The organism is Pseudomonas sp. NFACC32-1 (assembly GCF_900101215.1).
GTDB lineage: Bacteria > Pseudomonadota > Gammaproteobacteria > Pseudomonadales > Pseudomonadaceae > Aquipseudomonas.
The window spans coordinates 267,000-288,377 of the sequence record NZ_FMUL01000006.1 but is presented as its reverse complement, the minus strand read 5'-3'; the positions used below and the strand labels follow the sequence as shown (position 1 = coordinate 288,377).

General features: G+C 61.5%; 13 protein-coding genes. 4 read left to right on the top strand and 9 right to left on the bottom strand.

Annotated features, from left to right (window positions below; genetic code table 11):
• Positions 1-2: 2 nt before the first annotated feature.
• Together BLP99_RS12730 and BLP99_RS12725 are read left to right on the top strand one after the other, a co-directional pair.
• Entirely contained in the window at positions 3-485 is a 483-nt protein-coding gene (locus tag BLP99_RS12730; RefSeq protein WP_076406331.1) for a CS1 type fimbrial major subunit, read from the top strand.
• Between the two features lie 18 nt (positions 486-503).
• Positions 504-1,772, top strand: coding sequence for a hypothetical protein (locus BLP99_RS12725; RefSeq protein ID WP_371128596.1), 1,269 nt, complete (start codon positions 504-506; stop codon positions 1,770-1,772).
• A 69-nt stretch (positions 1,773-1,841) separates the two neighbouring features.
• Here BLP99_RS12725 and BLP99_RS12720 read toward each other — a convergent pair whose 3' ends face one another.
• Positions 1,842-4,949 carry a transglycosylase domain-containing protein gene (locus BLP99_RS12720; protein WP_092180428.1) on the bottom strand — a complete coding sequence of 1,036 codons (3,108 nt, stop codon included), beginning with the start codon at positions 4,947-4,949 and terminating at the stop codon, positions 1,842-1,844.
• Between the two features lie 355 nt (positions 4,950-5,304).
• On the opposite strand from BLP99_RS12720, the gene BLP99_RS12715 reads away from it, so the two are divergent.
• Positions 5,305-5,766 carry a RidA family protein gene (locus BLP99_RS12715; protein WP_072395320.1) on the top strand — a complete coding sequence of 154 codons (462 nt, stop codon included), beginning with the start codon at positions 5,305-5,307 and terminating at the stop codon, positions 5,764-5,766.
• A 16-nt stretch (positions 5,767-5,782) separates the two neighbouring features.
• Here the strand turns inward: BLP99_RS12715 and BLP99_RS12710 are convergent, their stop codons facing one another.
• Entirely contained in the window at positions 5,783-6,772 is a 990-nt protein-coding gene (locus BLP99_RS12710; RefSeq protein ID WP_371128595.1) for a LysR family transcriptional regulator, read from the bottom strand.
• A gap of 443 nt (positions 6,773-7,215) precedes the next feature.
• Between BLP99_RS12710 and BLP99_RS12705 the strand changes: the two genes are divergently transcribed.
• Positions 7,216-8,637: an amino acid permease gene (locus BLP99_RS12705; RefSeq protein ID WP_072395318.1), complete on the top strand. Its 1,422-nt coding sequence runs from the start codon at positions 7,216-7,218 to the stop codon at positions 8,635-8,637.
• A gap of 125 nt (positions 8,638-8,762) precedes the next feature.
• Here the strand turns inward: BLP99_RS12705 and BLP99_RS12700 are convergent, their stop codons facing one another.
• The 7 genes from BLP99_RS12700 to BLP99_RS12670 form a co-directional block, all read right to left on the bottom strand.
• The gene (locus BLP99_RS12700; RefSeq protein ID WP_256327854.1) at positions 8,763-11,051 is read right to left on the bottom strand and encodes a glycoside hydrolase family 3 N-terminal domain-containing protein; all 2,289 of its coding nucleotides are present in this window, start codon (positions 11,049-11,051) and stop codon (positions 8,763-8,765) included.
• A gap of 28 nt (positions 11,052-11,079) precedes the next feature.
• On the bottom strand, positions 11,080-12,732 hold the full coding sequence (locus tag BLP99_RS12695) for an OpgD/OpgG family glucan biosynthesis protein (RefSeq protein WP_072395314.1): 1,653 nt from the start codon (positions 12,730-12,732) through the stop codon (positions 11,080-11,082).
• 169 nt (positions 12,733-12,901) lie between these two features.
• Positions 12,902-14,308: an ATP-binding protein gene (locus tag BLP99_RS12690; RefSeq protein WP_072395312.1), complete on the bottom strand. Its 1,407-nt coding sequence runs from the start codon at positions 14,306-14,308 to the stop codon at positions 12,902-12,904.
• Positions 14,305-16,107 (bottom strand): DAHL domain-containing protein, encoded by a 1,803-nt coding sequence (locus tag BLP99_RS12685; protein ID WP_072432115.1) that lies wholly within the window; start codon positions 16,105-16,107, stop codon positions 14,305-14,307. Before BLP99_RS12685 ends, BLP99_RS12690 begins: the two co-directional genes overlap by 4 nt.
• Entirely contained in the window at positions 16,104-17,063 is a 960-nt protein-coding gene (locus tag BLP99_RS12680; RefSeq protein ID WP_072395308.1) for a cytochrome-c peroxidase, read from the bottom strand. Before BLP99_RS12680 ends, BLP99_RS12685 begins: the two co-directional genes overlap by 4 nt.
• Before the next feature lie 42 nt (positions 17,064-17,105).
• Complete coding sequence (locus tag BLP99_RS12675; protein WP_072395306.1) at positions 17,106-18,980, bottom strand: putative bifunctional diguanylate cyclase/phosphodiesterase; 1,875 nt, start codon at positions 18,978-18,980, stop codon at positions 17,106-17,108.
• Complete coding sequence (locus BLP99_RS12670; protein ID WP_092180426.1) at positions 18,977-21,274, bottom strand: GGDEF/EAL domain-containing response regulator; 2,298 nt, start codon at positions 21,272-21,274, stop codon at positions 18,977-18,979. Before BLP99_RS12670 ends, BLP99_RS12675 begins: the two co-directional genes overlap by 4 nt.
• Positions 21,275-21,378 lie beyond the last annotated feature (104 nt).

The window sequence follows — 21,378 nt, the reverse complement described above, 5'->3', positions numbered from 1 at the left end:
TCATGTTCAAGACACTGGTCCGCTCCTTGCTGTTCAGCATCCTCACACTCCCGGCTCTCCCGGCATGGGGAGCCGTGGAGCGGGAAATATTCGAAGTTCTCGTCACCCTGCCGACCGTCGACTTTCACGTCCTGCCGGTAGACCCGCAACTGGTCGAGCGCGAGCAGCCGATGCAGTTCAACACCCTGACCTCCGGGCTCTTGCCGTTACGGGCCAACTACGAAGTCAAGAACGCCAACGGCGCCATCGATGCCCGCCTGGCCGAGCAGGCGTATTTGTCCAACGGCCGTGATCGCATCGACCTGCATGTCTTGTTCAATAACGTTGAATTGAGCCTCGATTCGAATCGGGTGGTTTCGGCCGCCGAGGCCCGGCCCGGGCGCCGCGTTGGCCTGGAGGTTTCCGCCGTCAGGACGGATGAGGATTATGCCCCCGGCAATTACCACGGCACCGTGCACATGGTGTTCGACGCGGTGGCCCCGTAGCTATTAATCGGAGAGAGTATGAGCCCTTCAAACACCATCGGACGCGGGCGTTCGTTGTGTCGCGTCGCCACGATTCTTGCCCTGCTGCTGGCCGGCATGTCGACGGCAAGCGCAGTGACCATGGACATCAGCGCAAGTTTCCGGCCCGACCCTTTGAAGCCCAGGGAGAACACGTTCACCAACACCACGCCGCTGGGGGGCTATTGTTTCCTCCATGCTGCGCAATGCAACGCCTTGGGTATCTCCAGCGTTTTTTTCCCCATTGATGTCAACGCCTCAGGTCCCATCCAGGACAACCACGCCTCCATTCGCCAAGGCGCGATGTTCAAGGTACCGGCTCAATGGCGCACGGTTACAGTGACCCACGCCATCACCGGAGAAAGCAGCGTCGTGGAAATGCGCGTGGCAGGCATCGGTGCGCAGTATCGGGATCTGGATGTCACTGCTCTGACGGGGGTGCCAAATGTGAACGTCGCGCACGGCTTGCTCTGGGGGAGCGCCTGGAACGAGGCCCCTTCGCCGTGTCGCAGTTCAGGCCTAGGGGCGGGGGTATCCGCGGTGACCTATTCGTTTTTCTGGCATTTCCCCCAAACCGGTGTATGCGCAAAACAAGCCAGATACCTGATCCCTTCGTTTCGTTATGACCAGGTCAGCTTCTCCTACGAGTTGCGTACCCCCAATCCCTTGAAGATGTCCGCTGGTCGCTACACCGGCACGATGTCTTATTCCATCGGGCCGGGCGGGGACTTTGATTTCGGCGATGTCATGGTCGCGAATGACTCCTTGCTGACGCTCAATTTCCAGCTGGAGGTCGAGCACACGCTCAGGGTCGAAGTGCCTCCCGGCGGGAACAAGGTCGTGCTGGAACCCCAGGGAGGCTGGCAGGCCTGGTTGAACCACGGGCAGAAACCGACACGGCTGTTTCGTGACCAGACTTTTCATCTCTGGGCCTCGTCGCGTTTCAAGATGAACCTGCATTGTCAGTTCGCCGACGCCAGCGACAACACCTGCATGCTCTGGGCGCCCAGCTCCGGACTTCTGGTGCCGGTCAATATCAGTGTGACCCTGCCCAGCGGCCTGACCGACGCTGCCGGCCAACCGGTCAACCGCCGTCGGCTCTATCTTGACGGCAGCGGCACGGAGCTGTTCCAGCCGGGGATCTTCATCGATCGCAAGCCGGGCATCCTGCATTTCGAAGTCGGCCGCGACCAGGTCGGGCAAATGCTGACAGGGGATGCCAAGCAGTACGGTGGCACGGTGACAGTGATCTGGGATTCGGAGGTGTAGCCCTTTCGTCCGATACTGCCGGTTATTCAAACGACGTTGTGCACACCCTCGATTCCACGGCGGTGATCCTTACCGACGAGCCACCAACGGCTGGCATTGGGTATGGGTGCCGGGTTGCAGGTAAGGGGAGAGTATGGGCGCCATGCCCTTGAGAACCTGCACCGGCAGGGCCGAAGTGAATTTGAAGTTCTGCGCCGAGGCGCCCGGAACGTAGGCGGTGAGCGTGCCGAAATGGCTGTCGCCGATGTAGAACACGAAGGTGGCGGTGCGGTTGATGGACTTGGAACTGATGACCCGTCCGCCGGCGCCGACGGCCTCGATGCGGTTGTCGCCGGTGCCGGTCTTGCCGCCCATCTGCAATGGCGTGCCATCGGCCAGTTTGAAACTCCCGGCCACCCGCTTCGCGGTGCCGGCATCGACCACCTGGGACAATGCCCCGCGCAACGCCCGCGCCACCTCGACGGGCATCACCTGCTTGCCGTTGTCCGGGTCATTGACCAACTGGGTTTCATAGGGGGTGTTGGCGGCGAAGTGCAGGCTGTCGACCCGCAGCGCCGGCAGCCGGACCCCGTCGTTGAGGATGGTGCCCACCAGCTCCGCCAGCGCGGCGGGGCGGTCGCCGGAACTGCCGATGGCGGTGGCCAGCGACGGTACGAGATGGTCGAACGGGTAGCCGACTTTCTGCCAGCGCTGGTGGATATCCAGGAAGGCTTCGATCTCCAGCATGGTACGGATGCGACTGTCCCGGGCGCTCTTGTGTCGGCTCTTGAACAGCCAGCTGTAGACCTCCTGGCGTTCGAACTCGCTGGCCTTGACGATCTGGCTGAACTTGGCGTCCGGGTTGTTGAGCAGATAACCCATCAACCACAGGTCCAGGGGATGCACCTTGGCGATGAAGCCCTGGTCCGGCAGGTCGTAGGCGCCGGGACCGTAGCTCTGGTAAAGCCGCTCCAGGCGTTCGTCGGTGAGTTTCTCGGCGCTCTTGGCCGATTTCAGGTGCGAGCGCACGAAGCGGTTGAAGCTCTCCTGGCTGTCGTTGGGAAAGAAGTAGCGGTGCACGGCAGCCAGACGGATCGCGGTGGGGTGCATGCTGTCGAGGAAGGTTTCGAGGCGCTGGCTGGTGTCCTTCTTCTGGTACTTCTTCCAGAACTTGAGCAGGAACGAGGTGCCTTCGCGGTCGGCGAACTGGGCCAGATATTCCTGGCGACGCGGATCCCTGTCGTCCTTGAGCAGCTCGGCGCTGTTGCTGGGGCCGGCGTAGGTCGCGTAGCGCACCAGGTCGCGCATCAGGCGAATGAACGGCAGGTTGATCGATTCGCGCAGGGAGTCGCGCAAGGTGGGGTTGCGGCCGTTGTCTTCGCTGCGGAAGTTGTGGAAGGTATGCAGGCCGCCGCCGGTGAAGAACGCCTCGCCGGGGCTGGCGGAATAGGTCCGGTCCAATGCCGCCTCGAGCATTTTCGGCAGGTTGCGGTCGCTGTTCTGGATCAGGTAGTCGACGGCCCAGCGGGACAGGCGGTCCTGCTCGGCGATCTCGGTTTTCTTCAACTGCGCCGGGGATTGTCCGGCATAACGTTCGTGCAGTTCGGCGATGATCTGCAGGTAGGTGGTGAGCACCCGCAGCTTGGCGGTGGAGCCCAGTTCGAGCTTGCTGCCTTCGTTGATATCGAAGGGCTGGTCGGTACTGTCGGTCTGCACCCGCACCCGCGAGCCGTCCGGGGTCAGCTCCAGCAGGGTGAAGCTGTAGCGCACCTGGGTGGTGCTGGTGGGGGTCAACAGGCGTTCGCCCATCAGGCCGATCTCGGCCGCGAAGGCCGGGTCGGCCAGGCGCTTGAGGTAGTCGGTGGCCTGGGCCTGCAGATCGCTTTGCAACGTGCTGGTGGCCGAGAGGTCCAGGCGATCGAGGTCGTACAGTGGACGGTTGAGCAGCGTGGCGAGGCGACTGCGGGCGGCGCTGATGCCTTTATTGGATTCGATGGGCTGGATCGTCGGGTCCTGGACCCAGTCGCGATAACTGACCTTGCTGGCCAGGGCGGCCTCGGCCAGGGCCGCGTCGATCACTCCGTTCTGCGCCAGCAGCCGGAGGTGGCTGTCGGTCAGGCGCGTCAGCTCGTCGCGGCCCTTGGACAGGTAATGGGAAGGGCGCCGCTGGGCGATCATCAACGACAGCATCTCCCGCAGGGCCAGGCCCTTTTCGGCCAGGCTCCGAGGGTCGGTGGCGTCGCTGAACAACCGTTCGTTGGCCCGTTTGAAATCGGCGCCGTACCAGACCCGCAAGCCTTCTGCCATGCCGTGTACTTCACCATGACCCGGAACGGCGGAGAGCGGCACGCTGTTGAGGTAGTCGCGGATGATCCGTTGCCGCGCCTCGAGGGTTTGCGGGCCGGACTGATAGGCACGCACACTGGCGGAAATCATCTGGCGGATCTTCTCCGCGCCCGAAACGGTGAGGCCATCGGGGGAATGGCGGTATTTCTCCAGTTGGGTCGCCAGCGTGCTGCCCCCGGCCGATTGCCCCGGCAAGCTCAACAACTTGGCCACCTGCGACCACGCCGCCATGCCGAAGCGCGGCCAGTCCACTGCCGGGTTGGCCTCGGGGTAGCGGGGATCGAGCAGGAAGCGGTTCTCGATGAACAGCAGGCTCTGTACCACCACCGGCGGGATGGCGTCGAAACTCGCATATAACTGTTGCGGGTACTTGAACTGATACAGCGGTGCTGCGCGGCAATCGGTGATGGTCAGGCCGGCCTGGATCTTTTCCGGGTAGGGGACGAACAGCCCTTTGTCGACATAGTCCATCAACGCCGGCGAAAACCGCGCCTGGGCCTGGATCACGTAATTGCGCTTGAGCAACCGCGGCAGGAACTCCCCCAGGGCGCTGTAGCCCAACCGCCGGTCGAACGGTCCGTCGCCGGGATAGACGATGGCATCGCTGGGGCCTGGCTGCACCGAATAGCTCAAGGATCCGGCGTACCGGCTCAGTTCACTGGCCTGGAACCTTGAAGTGCGCATCTCCTTGGCGGCCGCCAGGCCGACCACCACCACGATAATCAGCAGCAACAACCAGAAAGCTCGCCAACCATGTCGGACGCGGCGTTTTTCTTGGGGTAAAGGCGCTTCTTCCATACGCTCAGTCGGGACCACAGGTTTACTCGAATCGGTTTGCCACAAAGCGCCCATAGTCACTGATCCATTCACGCAGATTGATCGGACTTGCTTGAAGCTTAGACGGTGGTTGGCGCTGGGGGAGGGGAAATTGGGACAACTCCCTAAGTTTGAGGTAGACCTCTTTGAAATCACTCGGGGAAGGGGAGGCTGGTTTCTATATCATTCCGACCCTTTTGCTCGGCGGTGGCGAGAATTTTTCGGCGGGTTGTCGGAGCGATATCCCAGGATAGCGAAGCACTCAGCGAAACGGTGGCGTACTTTTGCGCCTTTGGAGGCGCATTAATGCACCAGGGGTAGCGTTCAATCCGGTGTTAGGCTTTCGGCCAGTCGGATCACGTCGATCCCATCATTCGCCAAGGAGAATCCAATGGCCGCTTCACGACCTTTCAACGACGACACCGCCTACTGGGGCGTTCCATGGGAAGAGGGCTACGGCTACCCGCAGGCGCGGCGGGTTGGGAGCGAGATCTTCGTCTCCGGCCAGTTCAGCCATGACGAAGAGGGTAATCTGGTAGCGCCGGCCCGGCTGGATGCTGACGGTCGCCCGAGCGATTTCTCGTCGATGGGCGAACAGATGCGGGTTTCCTACGACAACATTGCCAAGTTGCTGGCCCTGTATGGCGCCACGATGCAGGATGTCGTTGAAGAGACGCTGTATGTGTTGGACATGGACGCGGCCTTTGCCGTTGTCGGCAAGGTGCGCAAGGCGGCCTATGGCACTGAGCGCCCGCAGGCGGCCAGTAATATTATCGGTGTGTCGCGGCTTGCACAGCGTCCACAGCTCATCGAGATTGTGTGCCGTGCCGTGATTGGCGCCCAGGCCAAATGACCGACGTTCCCGGTTTCTACCAAGAAGCCGGGATGGCCTGCCGACCTTCGACCAGCGGTTTGAGGTCGGCCACGGCAGCCGCGCAGAATGTCATGAAAGCTTTCACTCGCCAGGACTTCCTGATGTCCTGATGGGTAAGCAGCCATAGCTCATCCTGAAGCTCCTGCACCACTGGGCCGGCCCGAAGCAGTCCTGGAGTAATGTCGCCCAGCATGCAGGGAAGGAAACCAAAACCCAGGCCCGCCGCAATCGCGGCGCTCGCTGCAGCCACGGAATCAGTGCGGTAGGCAATGTACTCGGGGGGAACCCGACATTCGACATAACGGGTTGCCTTCAAGCCGCACAGGCCTCCCGAGTAGGAAACCCACGACTGTCCATCGGCGAATGGATCGGCAATCGCTGCCTGCTTGGCGCTGCCATACGGGGCCCAGGCAATGTTGGCGAGCTTGCGACCTACCAGAGTATCAGCCGGCTTCTTCGTCGCGCGCACCGCAATGTCTGACTCGTCTCTCGCAAGGCTCAGCGTCTGGTTGCCGACCAACACTTCAATGGTGATCCCCTCATTGAGGGTTTTGAAGTCCGCGATGATCGGTGTAAGGAAGTACAGCAGAAGCGAGTCGCTGGTGGTAATCCTCAGTTTTCCCAGCGGGCCCTGGCCGACACGGGAAACCCTGCGAGTCACACTGACAATGTCCAGTTCGACTCGCTCTGCCAGTGCACGCAGCTCTACACCTTCGGCAGTCAGCAGATACCCCGCCTTGCGATGATCGAACAGCGCGACCCCCAGCGTTTTCTCCACCTGCGCGACCCGGCGCGAGACGGTGGAGACGTTGATGCCGAGCTTCTTCGCCGTAGCGGCGCGGTTGCCACAGTCACTCAGGATTTTGATGATCCGCAAGTCGTCCCAGGATAGCTGGCTGACCGCTTCGCCGACATCCCATTTCGGGCCAGTGGCGTCAGTGGTTTTTGGCGAGGCGCTTTCAGGTGACTGGTTCACTAACGTCATTCCGCGTGTGGTGGACTGATGATACGAGAAGGCGTCCGGTCAACCAAGGCGATGTCCGATCCCCTCGCCACAGATAATCCTCCCGCCCCGACGGTCACAGGCGCCTGAAAGCCTTGTGCCAGAGCCATCGCCCTGGCCCCAGGCATGACGCTGAATCCTCTCTGTGCAATACTGCGCGGCGCTTTTGGAAACGTCTCTCATCCAGATAATACATCTCCAAAAACACGGTTTTCCCTGAGGCTTATCCCTGAATTTCCCTGGTTTTACAGTGAATCTCTCTATCCCCGGCTTTTTATACTGCACGACCCATCGGTCTTGAGGCTCTGGTCTCCAGGACGGTCTGTCCACGAAACAGACCCGGTTTCGGCAAGGCGGCAGGCTTATCGGCCCGTGGTCTTGGAAACCTGGTGGTCAATCCAATAACAAAACGAGGTTGTATCCCTATGCCTGTCGGCAATCATCTGCCCCATGGCGAGACCGCTCAGGGTGGTCCGCTCAAACGTGAGCTCGGCGAGCGCCACATCCGCCTCATGGCGCTCGGCGCCTGCATCGGTGTCGGGCTGTTCCTCGGTTCGGCCAAGGCCATCGAGATGGCTGGCCCGGCGATCATGCTGTCCTACATCATTGGCGGCCTGGCGATCCTTGTAATCATGCGCGCTCTCGGCGAGATGGCCGTGCACAACCCGGTGGCCGGTTCGTTCAGCCGCTATGCCCAGGATTACCTCGGGCCGCTGGCAGGTTTCCTGACCGGTTGGAACTACTGGTTCCTGTGGCTGGTGACTTGCGTCGCCGAGATCACGGCGGTGGCGGTGTACATGGGTATCTGGTTTCCCGACGTACCACGCTGGATCTGGGCCCTGGCCGCACTGGTCAGCATGGGCTCGATCAACCTGATCGCGGTCAAGGCCTTCGGTGAGTTCGAGTTCTGGTTCGCCCTGATCAAGATCGTGACCATCATCGCCATGGTCATCGGCGGCGTCGGCATCATCGCCTTCGGGCTCGGCAACGATGGCGTGGCCCTGGGCATTTCCAACCTCTGGGCCCACGGCGGCTTCATGCCCAACGGCGTGTCCGGCGTGCTGATGTCCCTGCAGATGGTGATGTTCGCGTACCTGGGCGTGGAGATGATCGGCCTGACCGCCGGTGAGGCGAAGAACCCGCAGAAAACCATCCCCAACGCCATCGGCTCGGTGTTCTGGCGGATCCTGCTGTTCTACGTCGGCGCGCTGTTCGTGATCCTGTCGATCTACCCGTGGAACGAGATCGGTACCCAGGGCAGCCCGTTCGTGATGACCTTCGAACGCCTGGGCATCAAGACCGCCGCCGGCATCATCAACTTCGTGGTGATCACCGCCGCGCTGTCGTCCTGCAACGGCGGCATCTTCAGTACCGGGCGGATGCTCTACAGCCTGGCGCAGAACGGCCAGGCCCCGGCCGGTTTCGCCACCACTTCGGCCAACGGTGTACCGCGTCGTGCATTGCTGCTGTCCATCGCCGCGTTGCTGGTGGGTGTGCTGCTCAATTACCTGGTGCCTGAGAAAGTCTTCGTCTGGGTGACGTCCATCGCCACCTTCGGCGCGATCTGGACCTGGGTGATGATCCTGCTGGCCCAGCTCAGATTCCGCAGGGGCCTGAGCACTTCCGAGCGTGCCGCGCTGAAATACCGTATGTGGCTGTACCCGGTCAGTTCGTACCTGGCGCTGGCATTCCTGGTGCTGGTGGTGGGCCTTATGGCGTATTTCCCGGATACCCGCGTGGCGCTGTATGTGGGGCCGGCGTTCCTGGTATTGCTGACGGTGCTGTTCCATGTCTTCAAGTTGCAACCGAGGGGCGTTGCCCAAGGTTCGGTTGGAGCGGCTTCGTAGCCGCCCTGGATGAAACCGCAAGCCCCGATCGATTGATCGGGGCTTTTTCATAAGTGTCGTGTGCGCAAAAGGCCCTAGGCTCGCCCAGGAGCGGGTCTGGTCGTCTGGTCTGGGTGAGAGTGGGTTCAACGCGAGACATTTTCCCGCGGCAGGCGTGGAATTGCGGAGTGCTGGACCGGCAGTCGGGCACTGGTCGTGACGTCGAAGCTTGCCCCATTGGTGGTGGTGGAGCTGCCTCCGACGAACACCTGGAAAGTCCCCATTTCGACGAACCGCAGCAGGTCCGGGCCCAGTAACGCGAAGTCGTCCTGATCCAGCAGGAACTCGACGGTCTTCGTTTCACCCGGGGCCAGTCGGACCTTGGTAAAGCCACGCAACGTACGCACCGGGCGCGTGTAGCTGGCGATGTTCTGCCGTAGGTACAACTGGACGATTTCCTCACCGGCTCGTTGGCCGCTATTGCGCACATCAACCTGCACGCCGAGCGTCTCATCGAAGGTCAGTTGCCGTTTGCTGAGCTCAGGTGATCCGTAGCTGAACGTGGTGTAGCTCAAGCCGTGACCGAAGGGGTAAAGAGGGGTCCATTCTTCATCCGTGTATCTGGAAGTGAAGAGATTGGCTTTGTCCGGCGGTCGTCCGGTGTTTTTATGCGCATGGTAAAGAGGAATCTGGCCGACGGTGCGCGGAAACGTGACAGGAAGTTTGCCGCTGGGATTTACATCGCCAAACAGCACATCGGCCACGGCATTTCCCATTTCGGATCCCAGGAACCAGGCCTCGATGATGGCGGGCACTTGTCTGTCCATGGCCTGTATGGCCAACGGGCGGCCGTTCATGAGAACCACGACCATGGGTTTGCCAGTGCTTTGCAATTGCGCCCAAAGCGTGTCTTGCGCCCCGGGTAAATCAAGGGAGGTGCGGCTGCGCGCCTCTCCACTCATGTTGGCCGTCTCGCCGAGCACCGCAACAATCACATCGGCGTCGCTGGCGGCGTCCCGAGCCTCTTCGAGACCGGAAATATCGAGGCTGTCGGGAGAGGCGCCAGCCATATGGACAACGTCAGTTGTGGGCGATACCGCACGTCTTATGCCCTCTAGTACCGTTATCGACTCTTCGGCACGACCGACGCCGAACCAGGGGCCCAGGGTGGACTGGGCATCATTTGCCAAGGCGCCGACCACGAGAATCTTTCGCAGGCTTTTCGACAGCGGTAGCAAGTCCCCGTCATTTTTTAGCAGCACAATGGATTTCTGTGCGGCCTCTCGTGCCAGCGCGCGCGCGTGGGGTGTCATTGTCAGCGCTTTTTCGCGAGCCGGGTCGCTGTATCGATAAGGGTCGTCGAACAGGCCCAGCCGTTGTTTGGCCTCAAGCACGCGTCGCACCGCATCATCGACCAAGGGGGTGGGGAGTCGACCGCTACGTACCAGAGCAGGGAGCTCCGTGGCATAGTTGCCGCTGACCATGGCAATGTCCACTGTAGCGCCCAGCGCCAGTCGGGCTGCCTCTTGCTTTGTCGAGGCGACGCCATGCTGTATCAGGTCACCGATGGCCTGGTAATCACTGACGACTATCCCTTTGAATCCCCATTCACCGCGCAGCTTGTCATTGATCAGTCTTTGACTGGCGTGCATCGGCGTGCTGTCCATATCGTTGTAGCCGGGCATGATCGAATCGACGCCGGCCTGTACGGCGGCACGAAACGGTGGGAGGTAGACTTCCTCGAGCGTTCGCTCGGACATATCCGAGGTGTTGTAGTCACGCCCCCCCTCGGCGGCGCCGTAGCCGACAAAATGCTTTGCGGTGCTCAGGATGGCCGATGTATCGGGAACGCCCTGGCCGCGGAAACCGCCCACTCGAGAGGCTGCCAAGGCTGCGCCCAGGAAAGGATCTTCGCCGGCTCCTTCGACGACTCTTCCCCAACGTGGGTCCCGTGCGATATCCACCATCGGCGCATACGTCCAATGCAAGCCGCTCGCCGTGGCTTCGACGGCTGCTGCCCGGGCGGTTCGTCGAGACAGCTCCGGGTCCCAGGCCGACGCCTCGGCCAGCGGTACGGGGAATACAGTACGGAAGCCGTGAATCACATCGAAGGCGAACAGCAGCGGAATGTGCAGACGCGCATTCTGGATGGCTTCGCGTTGTAGCGCCGCCGTGTGCTCGGCGCCATAAGCACCTATCAGGGAACCTGCCTCAGTGATACCGATGGTGGGTCCATCCTTGACGTCGACAGTGGCTCTCATCGGGGTGATGTGAACGGCCAGTTGGGTCAGTTGACCGGCCTTTTCCTCAAGGGTCATCTGGTTGATCAAGTGTTCGATAAAAACCGCGTCTTCCTGCGGTTTCCCGGCTCGCTCGCCGGCCCGGGGCGCGGGATGAACACCGATCATGACGATCAAGACAACCATCAGGGTCATCGTGGTCACGCGTATGCTCGTCATGGGACTAGGCCTTGGGGGTGACGGGGGATGAGCGAAGGGACGCTTGCTGCGCCAGTGCCTGGGGTTTTGAGTTGAAGGGGTGGTACTGGAAGAGCCAGGTTTCGGAAAGCGTTTCTTTCCCAAGGCGCAAATACAGGCGCATCTCGACCGGCTCGCTGCCCTCGGCAGTCAGATCGAATTGAGCGTGCCAGTGCCCCGGCAGCCCGCTGCCTGGCATGGATGCGGTCAAAACGTTAGAGAACGATCCTCTGGACGCCCATAGCACGGCTTGTGGCTTCGTGTCGCAGGTCAGCGTTTCAAGCGGCGCTCCCATGAACTCCACAACGAATTTGCGTACTCCCTTGGGACGCGGGGAGCCTGGAATGCCCCCAGTCCCCAGGCGTGTGGCTACGCAGCGTGCCAGATTGCTGGGATACGGCTCATCGGAAAGCCAATGCAAACGATATTTCAAGCGGTAGTGATTGCCGGCTTCGGCGGGCTCCTTGGGGACCCACATCGCGACGATGTTGTCGTGGATTTCGTCGTCGGTCGGGATTTCCACCAGTTGTACGCTTCCTTCGCCCCAGTCCTCCAGAGGTTCTACCCATACGCTGGGGCGGCGCTGATACTGGACCCTGTCCAGATAATTGGCGAAAGATCGGTCACGTTGAAGCAGTCCGAATCCGCGGGGATTGTTGTCTGAAAATGCCGAAGCCATGGTACGTGCAGGATTGTTCAGTGGGCGCCAGATGTGCTCGCCCGTTCCCGTCCAAAGCGCCAGTCCATCGGAGTCGTGGACCTCGGGGCGCCAGTCGATAGCCGTCAGCTTGGCCGGTTCACCGAACCAAAACATGGACGTCAGCGGGGCGATGCCGAAGCGATCGATATCCTGGCGCAGGAACAGCTCGGCCTCGATGTCCATCAGTACCCCTTCGGTGCGGCTGATCACAAAACGATAAGCGCCACACAGACTGCTGCTATCGAGCAATGCGTAGACCGTCATGGCCGACTGTTGGTCATGGGTTGGCGTCTCGAACCAGAAGTGGGTGAAGTCCGGAAATTCTTCAGCCTTGCTCGCCGAAGCAACGTCCAGTGCTATACCCCGGGCTGAAATTCCATACTGATACTGTTCGCCAATGGCTCGAAAATACGAGGCCCCCAGAAAAGCCACCCAGTCGTTTTGTTTCCAATCAAGTTTCTTCTGGTTTCCCAGGCGACTTTCCTGGAATCGAAAACCGGCAAAACCGCTGTCGGCTCCAAGTGCCTGAGCGGGGCTGTCGGCAGGCATGCTGAATAGCGTCTTGTCGTAATCGATAGGTTGGGAGATGCCGTTGGCGATGACATGCATCTTGACCGGGACGCGGAAAAGGTCGCCCAGATGGAAAAACGTGAGCGGATATTTGCCGGGTCCCTTCGCGAACAGTGCACGAGTGGTGTCGAAGCGGATAAGACCTCGCGCGTTGTAATCGATTTTCGATAGAGAGGATTGCGCAGGAGTGGCGGGCCGTACGTACGGTTTCATCGCCATTTTTTCGGCGAGCGTGATCAGCTTTTCGTAAGTGAAACGATTGGTGTCATCGATTTGCGCGGTGTCACCGACAGCCGTCAGGGGAAGCTTCAATGAGGCAAATGTTGCGCAAAGCGATGTGAACCTGAGCAGATCTCGCCGATTCAACATGGGAGCCTTCCCTGAGAGTGAACATTTGATGCAGGGATGTTCAATCGACAGGCAATGCTCGTCTACTGTCAAACCTGACAGGTATGGGTAGGCATCCGAAGGTTGGAGTCGATTATCCAGTGGCTGCAGGTATGCCTCGTCACGGAACAGGCGACTGCATCCGGATCGCTTACCCCACCTGCTTCATCTGCCGAACCGGCAACTCCACGCGGAACGTGGTGCCCACGCCGACCTCGCTGCTGACCGTAATCTCCCCATTGTGTTTCTTCACGATCCCATAGGACAGCGACAGACCAAGCCCCGTGCCCTGGCCGATGGGCTTGGTGGTGAAGAACGGGTCGAAGATCTTTTGCAGGGTTTCCGGCGGGATGCCCGAGCCGTTGTCGGCGACTTCGATCCAGACGCGATCACCCTCCACGCCGTTGCGCAGGGTGATGGTGCCGCGCTCCGGGCCGATGGCCTGGGCGGCGTTGACGATCAGGTTCATGATCACCTGGTTGATCTGCGACGGCAGGCACTCGACTTCCGGTAGAGGGGTGTACTCCTTGACCACGTCGGCCTTGTACTTGATCTCGTTGGCCACGATGTTCAGGGTCGAATCCATGCCCTGTTGCAGATTCGCCATCTGCCATTCCTGGTTGGAGTCGACCCGGGAGAAGTCCTTGAGGTCCTTGACGATCTGTCCGACCCGGGCGATGCCATCCTTGGACTCCTTGATCAGCAGCGGTATGTCTTCGACGAGAAAGTCCAGTTCCACCTGTTCGCGCAGCTTCGCCAGGCGCACCACCGTCTCCGGCGAGGCGATGGCCTGTTCGGCGCTGCCATAAGCCAGGAGCATTTCCTCCAGTTTGCCGAAGTAACCGTCCAGCGCCCCCAGGTTGGAGGAAATGAAGCCGATCGGGTTGTTGATCTCATGGGCGACCCCGGCGGCCAACTGGCCCAGGGAGGCGAGCTTTTCCGATTGCACCAGTTGGGTTTCCAGCATCTTGCGTTCGTCGATTTCCATCTGCAGCAAGGAGCTGGCCTGCTTGAACGCCTGGGTCCGTTGTTCCACCAGCTCTTCGAGCTTGTTCATCTTCAACTGTGCGCGGGAGGTCATTTCCCACTTGGTGGTCAGGGTGTTGGCCATCTGCTGGACTTCGATGTTGTCGAAGGGCTTCTTCAGGATCAGCAGCCGGTCATGGCCGTTCAAGCGGTCCAGTAGTTCATCCCAGGAGTAATCCGAATAAGCGGTGCAGACCACCACCTGCAATTGCGGGTCGCGTTTCCAGAGTTCCTCGATGGTCCTGGCGCCGTCCCAGCCCTCGGGCATGCGCATGTCAACGAAGGCCAGGGCGTACGGACGATCCTGTTCCAGCGCCTGCAGCAGCTTGTTCAAGCCTTCCTGCCCGCCATAGGCCGAGTCGAGTTCGAAGACCGGGCCGACAGGTTTCGGTGCCTCGCCGAACAGGGCGTTCTCCATGTCTTGCAGGTCCGTGTTGCTGTCGTCCTGGGGCGTGAGGATCTTGCGGAAATCGTCATGAATGGCAGGCGTATCGTCGATCAGCAGGATGCGCCGGTTGCTCAGGCTGTTCATGGCTCACCTTCCGCGAGTTTCAGGGGCACTTGCAACACGAACGTCGCCCCCGTGCCTGGCCCGTCACTGTGGGCGGTGAGATGGCCGTTCATTTCAATGGCCGCCAGTGCGCAGCTGTGCAGGCCGAAACCGTGGCCTTCCTTGCGGGTGGTGAAACCGTGGGCGAAGATGCGGGTCATGTTTTGCGCCGGGATGCCTTCGCCTTCGTCCTTGACGCTGATCTGCAGGGTCTCGCCATCCACCACTTGGGCGCTCAGGGTCATGTTCCGCGCATGATTGGACACCCCGGCCATGGCGTACTTGGCGTTGCTGATCAGGTTGATCAGGATCAGCAGCAGGCGGTGCTTGTCGCCCATGATCCGGGGTACGTCGCCGTACTCCTTGATCACGGTTACATGGTGGCGGGTCAGGGCACCGGAATTCATGCGCAGGGCGTCTTCGAGCAGTTCGCTGACCACCAGCGGCTCCATCAGGCTGTTGGCACCGGCGTAGGATTGCTGGGTGGAGACGATGTCCTTGATGTGGTCCACGCTCTTGCTCAACTGCGCCAGTTCATCGAGCAGGCCCTGCTGTTCGACCGCCATGGCCTCCACCAGCTGGTTGAGGTAGCCGGGCAGCAGCTTGCCCTTTTCGTCTTCGGTGAGGAAATGCCCCAGGTCGTGGGGGTGCTCGTTGATCAATTGCATCGCCTTGCCCAGCCCCTGGGCTTTGCTGCCGCGCAGTTTGCGGCTGACCAGATCGGCGGAGATATTCACGCTGTTGAGCACGTTGCCCACGTTGTGCAGGACGTTGGTGGCGATCTCCGCCATGCCGGCCTGGCGGGCGGTATCCATCAGTTCGCTCTGGGTGTCCTTGAGCTGGCGGGTGCGCTCCTCGACCCGTTGCTCCAGCTCGTCGTTGGCGCTTTGCAGGGCGCTGTTGACCCGCTTGATCTCGGCGAAGCTGCGCACCAGCCGGATCGCCAGCCAGATCAGGATCAGCACCAGGAACGTGGCGAACACCAGCAGGTACACATGGTTGCGCTGGTGCTTGCTGGCCGCTGTCTCCTGGTCTTTCTCCAGCAGGTGGGTGATGGCGTCCAGGTGATCGGAAACGGGGACGGCTTCGATACCCTGCAACAATTCGTTGACCCGAGGTTGTTCGCGCAGGATCAGGGCGATGTGCCGGCTCAGGATATCGACCGAACCCCCCAGTCCCACCGGCAGGCGCTCTTTGTTGATGTCGAGCCGGTTCAGGCCCAGCAGCACTTCGGCGGCGACTTCAGGGGTGGTGAGATGGGAAAACTCCATGCTGCTGAGCAGCAGGTCGTAGGTATCGATGGTGACGCTCTGCAGTTGCAGTTTTTCCGTATCGGGCAGTTGGGCGAACTGGGCCTGGATGTCATCTTCGGCGGTCGGCAGGAAGGCCAGGGAGTTGCGCAGCACCGCATTGTGGGACTTGAACTGTTCCACCAGGCGGGTCTTTTCCTTGACGGCCTTGAGGTATTCGTCCCGCAGCCCCTCCCACCGCGAGGGTGTGTGGCGGCCCGGCTCCGACTCGATGGCGTCCAGGCGCTGCCACAGGCGCGTCATCTCGTGCAGCGGCGAGACCAGCGGGTCGTAGTTGTGGCTCAGGGCGATCCGTGACTTGAGCACTTCGTTGTCCCAGATGGCGTCCTGCTGCTTGAGCAGGCGGATCAGGTCCCGGGACTCGATGTACGAGGCGGCCTGCTGCGCACTGGAATTGACATACATGAACAGCAGGATCGAAGCGAGCAGGAGGCCGACAAGCAACAGGCTGATGCGACGAAGAGGGCTCATAGGGGCTTGCCCTCCCATTCACCGGTCAGGGTCTTGAGGAATTCGACGATCAGCTCCGTGTCGTTCTTCAAGGGCTCACGCCCTAGCTGGTACTTGAACATCACCTGAACCGCCTGTTCCAGGGTCGACGCGGAACCGTCATGGAAATACGGGGCGGTGACGGCGACGTTGCGCAGGCTGGGGACCTTGAAGACCTGGCGGTCGGCTTCGTCGCCAGTGACGTTGAACCGACCTTCGTCGGCCCGGGCAGGGTGGCCCCGGTCCTGGATGTAATCACCCATGACGCCGAATTTCTGGAACATGTTGCCGCCGATGTTCACCCCCTGGTGGCAGGCGATGCAGCCGTATTCCTTGAAACGCTGGTAGCCGAACTTTTCCCTGGGCGTGAGGATATCGGTGTCGCCCAGCAGATATTTGTCGAAGCGCGAGTTGGGGGTCAGCAGGGTGCGTTCGAAGTCGGCCAGGGCATGCTTGATGTTCGGTTGGGTGACCCCGTCGGGGTAGGCGTCGGCAAAGTCCTTGGCGTAGCCCGGGTCGTCGGCGATGCGCTTGACCACGGTTTCCCAGGTACTGCCCATTTCCGCGGGGCTGGTCACGACCACATGCACCTGTTCTTCCAGGGTGTCGACGCGACCGTCCCAGAACTGGTGGAAGTTCAGGCTGGCGTTGAACACGGTGGGGGTATTGACCTCCACCGGCTTGCCGTCGAAGCCCAGGGAAAACGGTTTGTCGTCGGCGCCGCCCTTGTCCAGGCGATGGCAACTGGCGCAGGACAGGGTGTTGTTGACCGATAGCCGTGGATCATGGAACAGGCGCTGGCCGAGCTGGACACGCTTGGGGTCCAGGGCAGGAATGGGAGGCAACGGTTTGAGCGGTTCGTCCAGGGGGGCGGCATGGGCGGTCAGGCCCAAGCCCATGAGCAGGCCGAGAGCCAATAACGATACAGATGACGCCATCGGATGCTTCCTTGAATCTCTGGGTGGATGAATCCTGGGGATTCATGAAAACGGGTTCGGACGTTGTTCCCACTCGGCTACCCACTGGACAAAGGCTTGCGGCTCCACTGCCCTGCTGAAGTAGTACCCCTGGGCTTCCTCGCACTGGTGGGCCTTGAGGAATTCCAGTTGCTCAAGGGTTTCCACGCCTTCGGCGATGATGTGCAGGTTCAGGCTCCTGCCCAGGCTGATGATGGTGCTCACCAGCTTGGCGTCGTTGCTGTCGATGCTCAGGTCGCCCACGAACGACTGGTCGATCTTCAGCACATCCACCGGAAATTTCTGCAGGTAGCTCAGGCTCGAATAGCCAGTACCGAAGTCGTCGATGGCCAGGCGTATCCCCAGTTGCTTGATGGCCTTGAGGACGGCGACGGTGGTGTCGATGTTCTGCATCAACACGCTTTCGGTGATCTCCAGTTCTAACTGTGTCGGGTCCAGCCCGGTTTCCTTGAGGGTGTGGGCGATGCCTTCGACGAAGCCTCGTTGCCGGAAATCGATGGCCGAGACGTTCACCGACAGGTACAGCGGCTTCATGCCCTGGGCCTGCCAGCGGCAGGCCTGCTGGCAGGCTTCCTGGAGCACCCACTGGCTCAGGGGCACGATCAGGCCGCTGTCCTCGGCCACCGGGATGAAATCCGACGGGTAGATCAGCCCGTGGCCGGGCCGGTCCCAGCGCACCAGCGCCTCGACGCCGACCACCTTGCCAGTGTGCAGGTCCAGCTTGGGCTGGTAATGCAGCACGAACTCCTTGCGTTGCAGGGCCAGGCGCAAGCCGGACTCGATGGTCTGTTGCTGGCGGGCCCGGCGGTTCATGTCTTCGGTGAAGAAACGGTAGTCGTTGGGCCCGGTCTCCTTGACGTTGCGCATCGCCGTCTCGGCTTTCTTGATCAACGCCACCGCATCGAAACCGTCGGCCGGGTACAGGCTGACCCCCAGGCTCGCGGTGACGGTCAGGTCATGTCCATCGATGGGGTGGGGCGTGCTGATGGCCGTCAGCAGTTTTTCCGCCACACCCTTGATCTGCTGCGGATCCGTGACGTCACCCAGCACCACCACGAACTCGTCGGAGCCGTAGCGAAACACCGAATCGGATTCGCGCACCACGGTAGCCAGGGTCCTGGCCACACGCTTGAGCATTTCATCGCCCACCGGATGCCCCAGGGCGTTGTTGATGCGCTTGAAGCGGTCCAGTCCGATGAACATGACCGCCAGTTGCCGGTCATGCCGGCGGCACTGGGCCATGGCCTGGGTCAGGCGATCGCCCAGCAACATGCTGTTGGGCAGCTCGGTGAGCACGTCGTATTGCAGCAGGTGCGACACCTTGAGCAATTCCTGGACCCGCTCCTCGATGGTGCGCTCCAGGCTGCGCATCTTGCGCGCCGCATCCTGGGCCAGTTGCCATTTCCAGGTCATGGCACTGGCCATCTGGCGGATTTCCAGGGTGTCGAACGGTTTCTTGAGGATCAGCAGCTGGTCGTCGAATTCGATGCGCTCCGACATGGTTTCCCAGGTGTAATCCGAAAACGCCGTACACAGGGCGATCTGCAGCCGCGGGTCGGCTTCCCAGAGACGCTCGATGGTCTGCAGGCCGTCCCAGCCCGGCGGCATGCGCATGTCGGCGAACACCAGCGCATAAGGCTGGCCTTCGGCCTGGGCGCGCTTGACCAGTTCCAGGGCTTCTTCGCCCTGATAGGCCGAGTCGATCTGGAACTGCAGCCGGCTCACCTGGGGTGTGCCGAACAGCAGGCTCTCGGTGTCGTCCAGCGAGTCGTCGCTGCCGGCGCTGGGGCTGAGGATCTTGCGAAAGTCCTGGTGGATCGCCGGCGTATCGTCCACCACCAGGATTCGCCGGTTGGCAGGTACCGACATAGGGTTCATGGATTGCTCTCCGACAGCTGGCTCGCGGGCCGTGTCCAATGATCCGTCACGGGAACGATGGTACCGGCCTTGAGCAGTTCTCCGGCCTGGCCGCTGTCCACCACCGTGCTGAAGTAGTGACCCTGGGCCAGGATCGGCCCGCCGCTGCCGCTGGACATCAGCGTGGTGCGTTGCTCCTGGGTCTCGACGCCTTCGGCGATGATCCCGATGCCCACGTCCCGGGCGAAATTGATGATCGCCCGCAGGGTCGTGGCGTTCTCGGGGTCGGCGTTGGCGCTGTCGAGAAACCTCTGGGCGAGCTTGAGGTGGTTGACCCGATAGGTCTTGAGGTAATCGAAGGAGGAATACTCGGTGCCGAAGTCGTCGATGGCGATCTGCACGCCCAACTCGCACAGCCGCGGCAGCACGTCGTTGTGGGTCCACTTGGTCTGGGCCAGGGTGGCTTCGGTCACGTCGAAGCGCAGGTCCCAGGGCGCCAGTTCCCAACGTGCGGTGGTGCGCAGGACATCGTAGATCAGCTCCGGGCCGGTCTTGAGCTGGGTCAGGGACAGGTCGATGGCGATGACCGGGGGCGCCATGCCCTGGTCGCGCCACTGGCGCATCTGCTGGCAGGCCTGGTCGAGCACCCAATGGCCGAGGGCGACGATGATCCCGCTCTTCTCGGCCGCCGGCATGAACGCCGAAGGTTCCAGCCAGCCCCGTTCGGGATGCTTCCAGCGCACCTGGACACCCATGCCCAGGATCTTGCCGGTGCCGAGGTCGACCTCCGGCAGGTAGTGCAACTGCAACTCGTTGTTCTCGATGGCCTGGCGCAGCTCGTTGGTCAGGGTGACCCGGTCGGTAACCTCCTGGTTGATCTCTTCATTGTGGAAGTGGTACTGGTTCCGGCCTTTTTCCTTGGAGCGGTACAGGGCCATGTCGGACTGCGCCATCAGGCTGTCGGCGCTCGGGCTCTGGGGGGTGTACAGGGCGATGCCGATGCTCACGGAAATCCGCACATCGTTGCCGTCCAGGGAGTAGGGCGCCACCAGGGTATCGCGGATCTTGGCCGCCAGGGCCGCACAATGGGTCGGCTCGTGGACGTCCAGTTGCAGGATGGCGAACTCGTCGCCGCCCAGGCGCGCCACCACATCGTTCTCCCGGGTACAGTCTTTCAGGCGCTTGGCGACCTCCTGCAACAGCAGGTCGCCGATGGGGTGGCCCAGGGTGTCGTTGATCCGCTTGAAGTGGTCCAGGTCCAGGTAGAACATCGCAAACGGCGCGGCGCCCCGACGCGCGGCGGCGAAGGCCTGGTGCAGGCGCTCGATCACCGTGGCGCGGTTGGCCAGGCCGGTCAGGCTGTCGGTGCGGGCCAGCAGGGCGATCTTTTCCTCGGCCAGCTTGCGTTCGGTGATGTCCAGGATGATCCCTTCCACCTCCAGGAGCAGACCCTGTTCGTTACGCACCGGAATGTAGCGGTTTTCCACCCAGCGGAACGAGCCGTCGCCGGTGCGCATGCGAAACTCGATGGAGGCCCCCGTCGAGTCACGATCCAGCACGCGCACCATGGCCTGGTCGATCTTGGCCTGGTCGTCCGGATGGATCAGCATCTGTGCCCATTCAGGCGAGTTGACCAGTTGCGCCGCCACATGACCGAACTTGGTGATGTTGTGGGAGATGTACATCAAGGGAAACGGCGGTTCGCCGCGCAGGCGATAGAGGATGGTGGGGCTGTTCTGCACGATGATGTTGGCGTCCGCCAGCTCCCGGGTGCGTTCTTGCACCGCCTGTTCGAGCATGTCCATTTTCAGCGCGGCGTCTTCGGTCATCTGCCATTTGACGGTCAGGGTGCTGGCCATCTGGCGGATCTCGATGGCGTCGAAGGGTTTTTTCAGGATCAGCAGGCGGTCGCCCAGTTCGAGACGATCGGCGATGTCCTCCCAGGAATAGTCCGAATAGGCGGTGCACAGTGCCACTTGCAGCTTGGGATCGACGCGCCACAGCCGCTCGATGGTTTCCAGGCCATCCCAGCCAGGGGGCATGCGCATGTCGATGAAGGCCATGGCGTAGGGCTGGCCCTGTTCCAGCGCCGTTTCCACCTTGTTCAGGGCTTCCATGCCCTGGAAGGCCGAATCGAGGAGGAAACTGTGGCTGGCCGCCGCCACCGGAGCGCCGAACAAAGCCTCCTCGGCACTGCTCAGGCTGTCTTCGGGGGCCTCCTGGGGGCTGAGGATCTTGCGGAAATCCTCATGGATCGTCTGGGTGTCGTCGACGATCAGAATCCGCCGGTTGGCCTTGTCCAGGGGCAGGCTCATGGCCGTGCACCGGGGAGATGCTGACGATTGAACCGTGGGCACATCGGATATCCCTTTCACTGGCATGAGTAATCTGGCCTGTACTTGGCCCTTCATGGGGTACA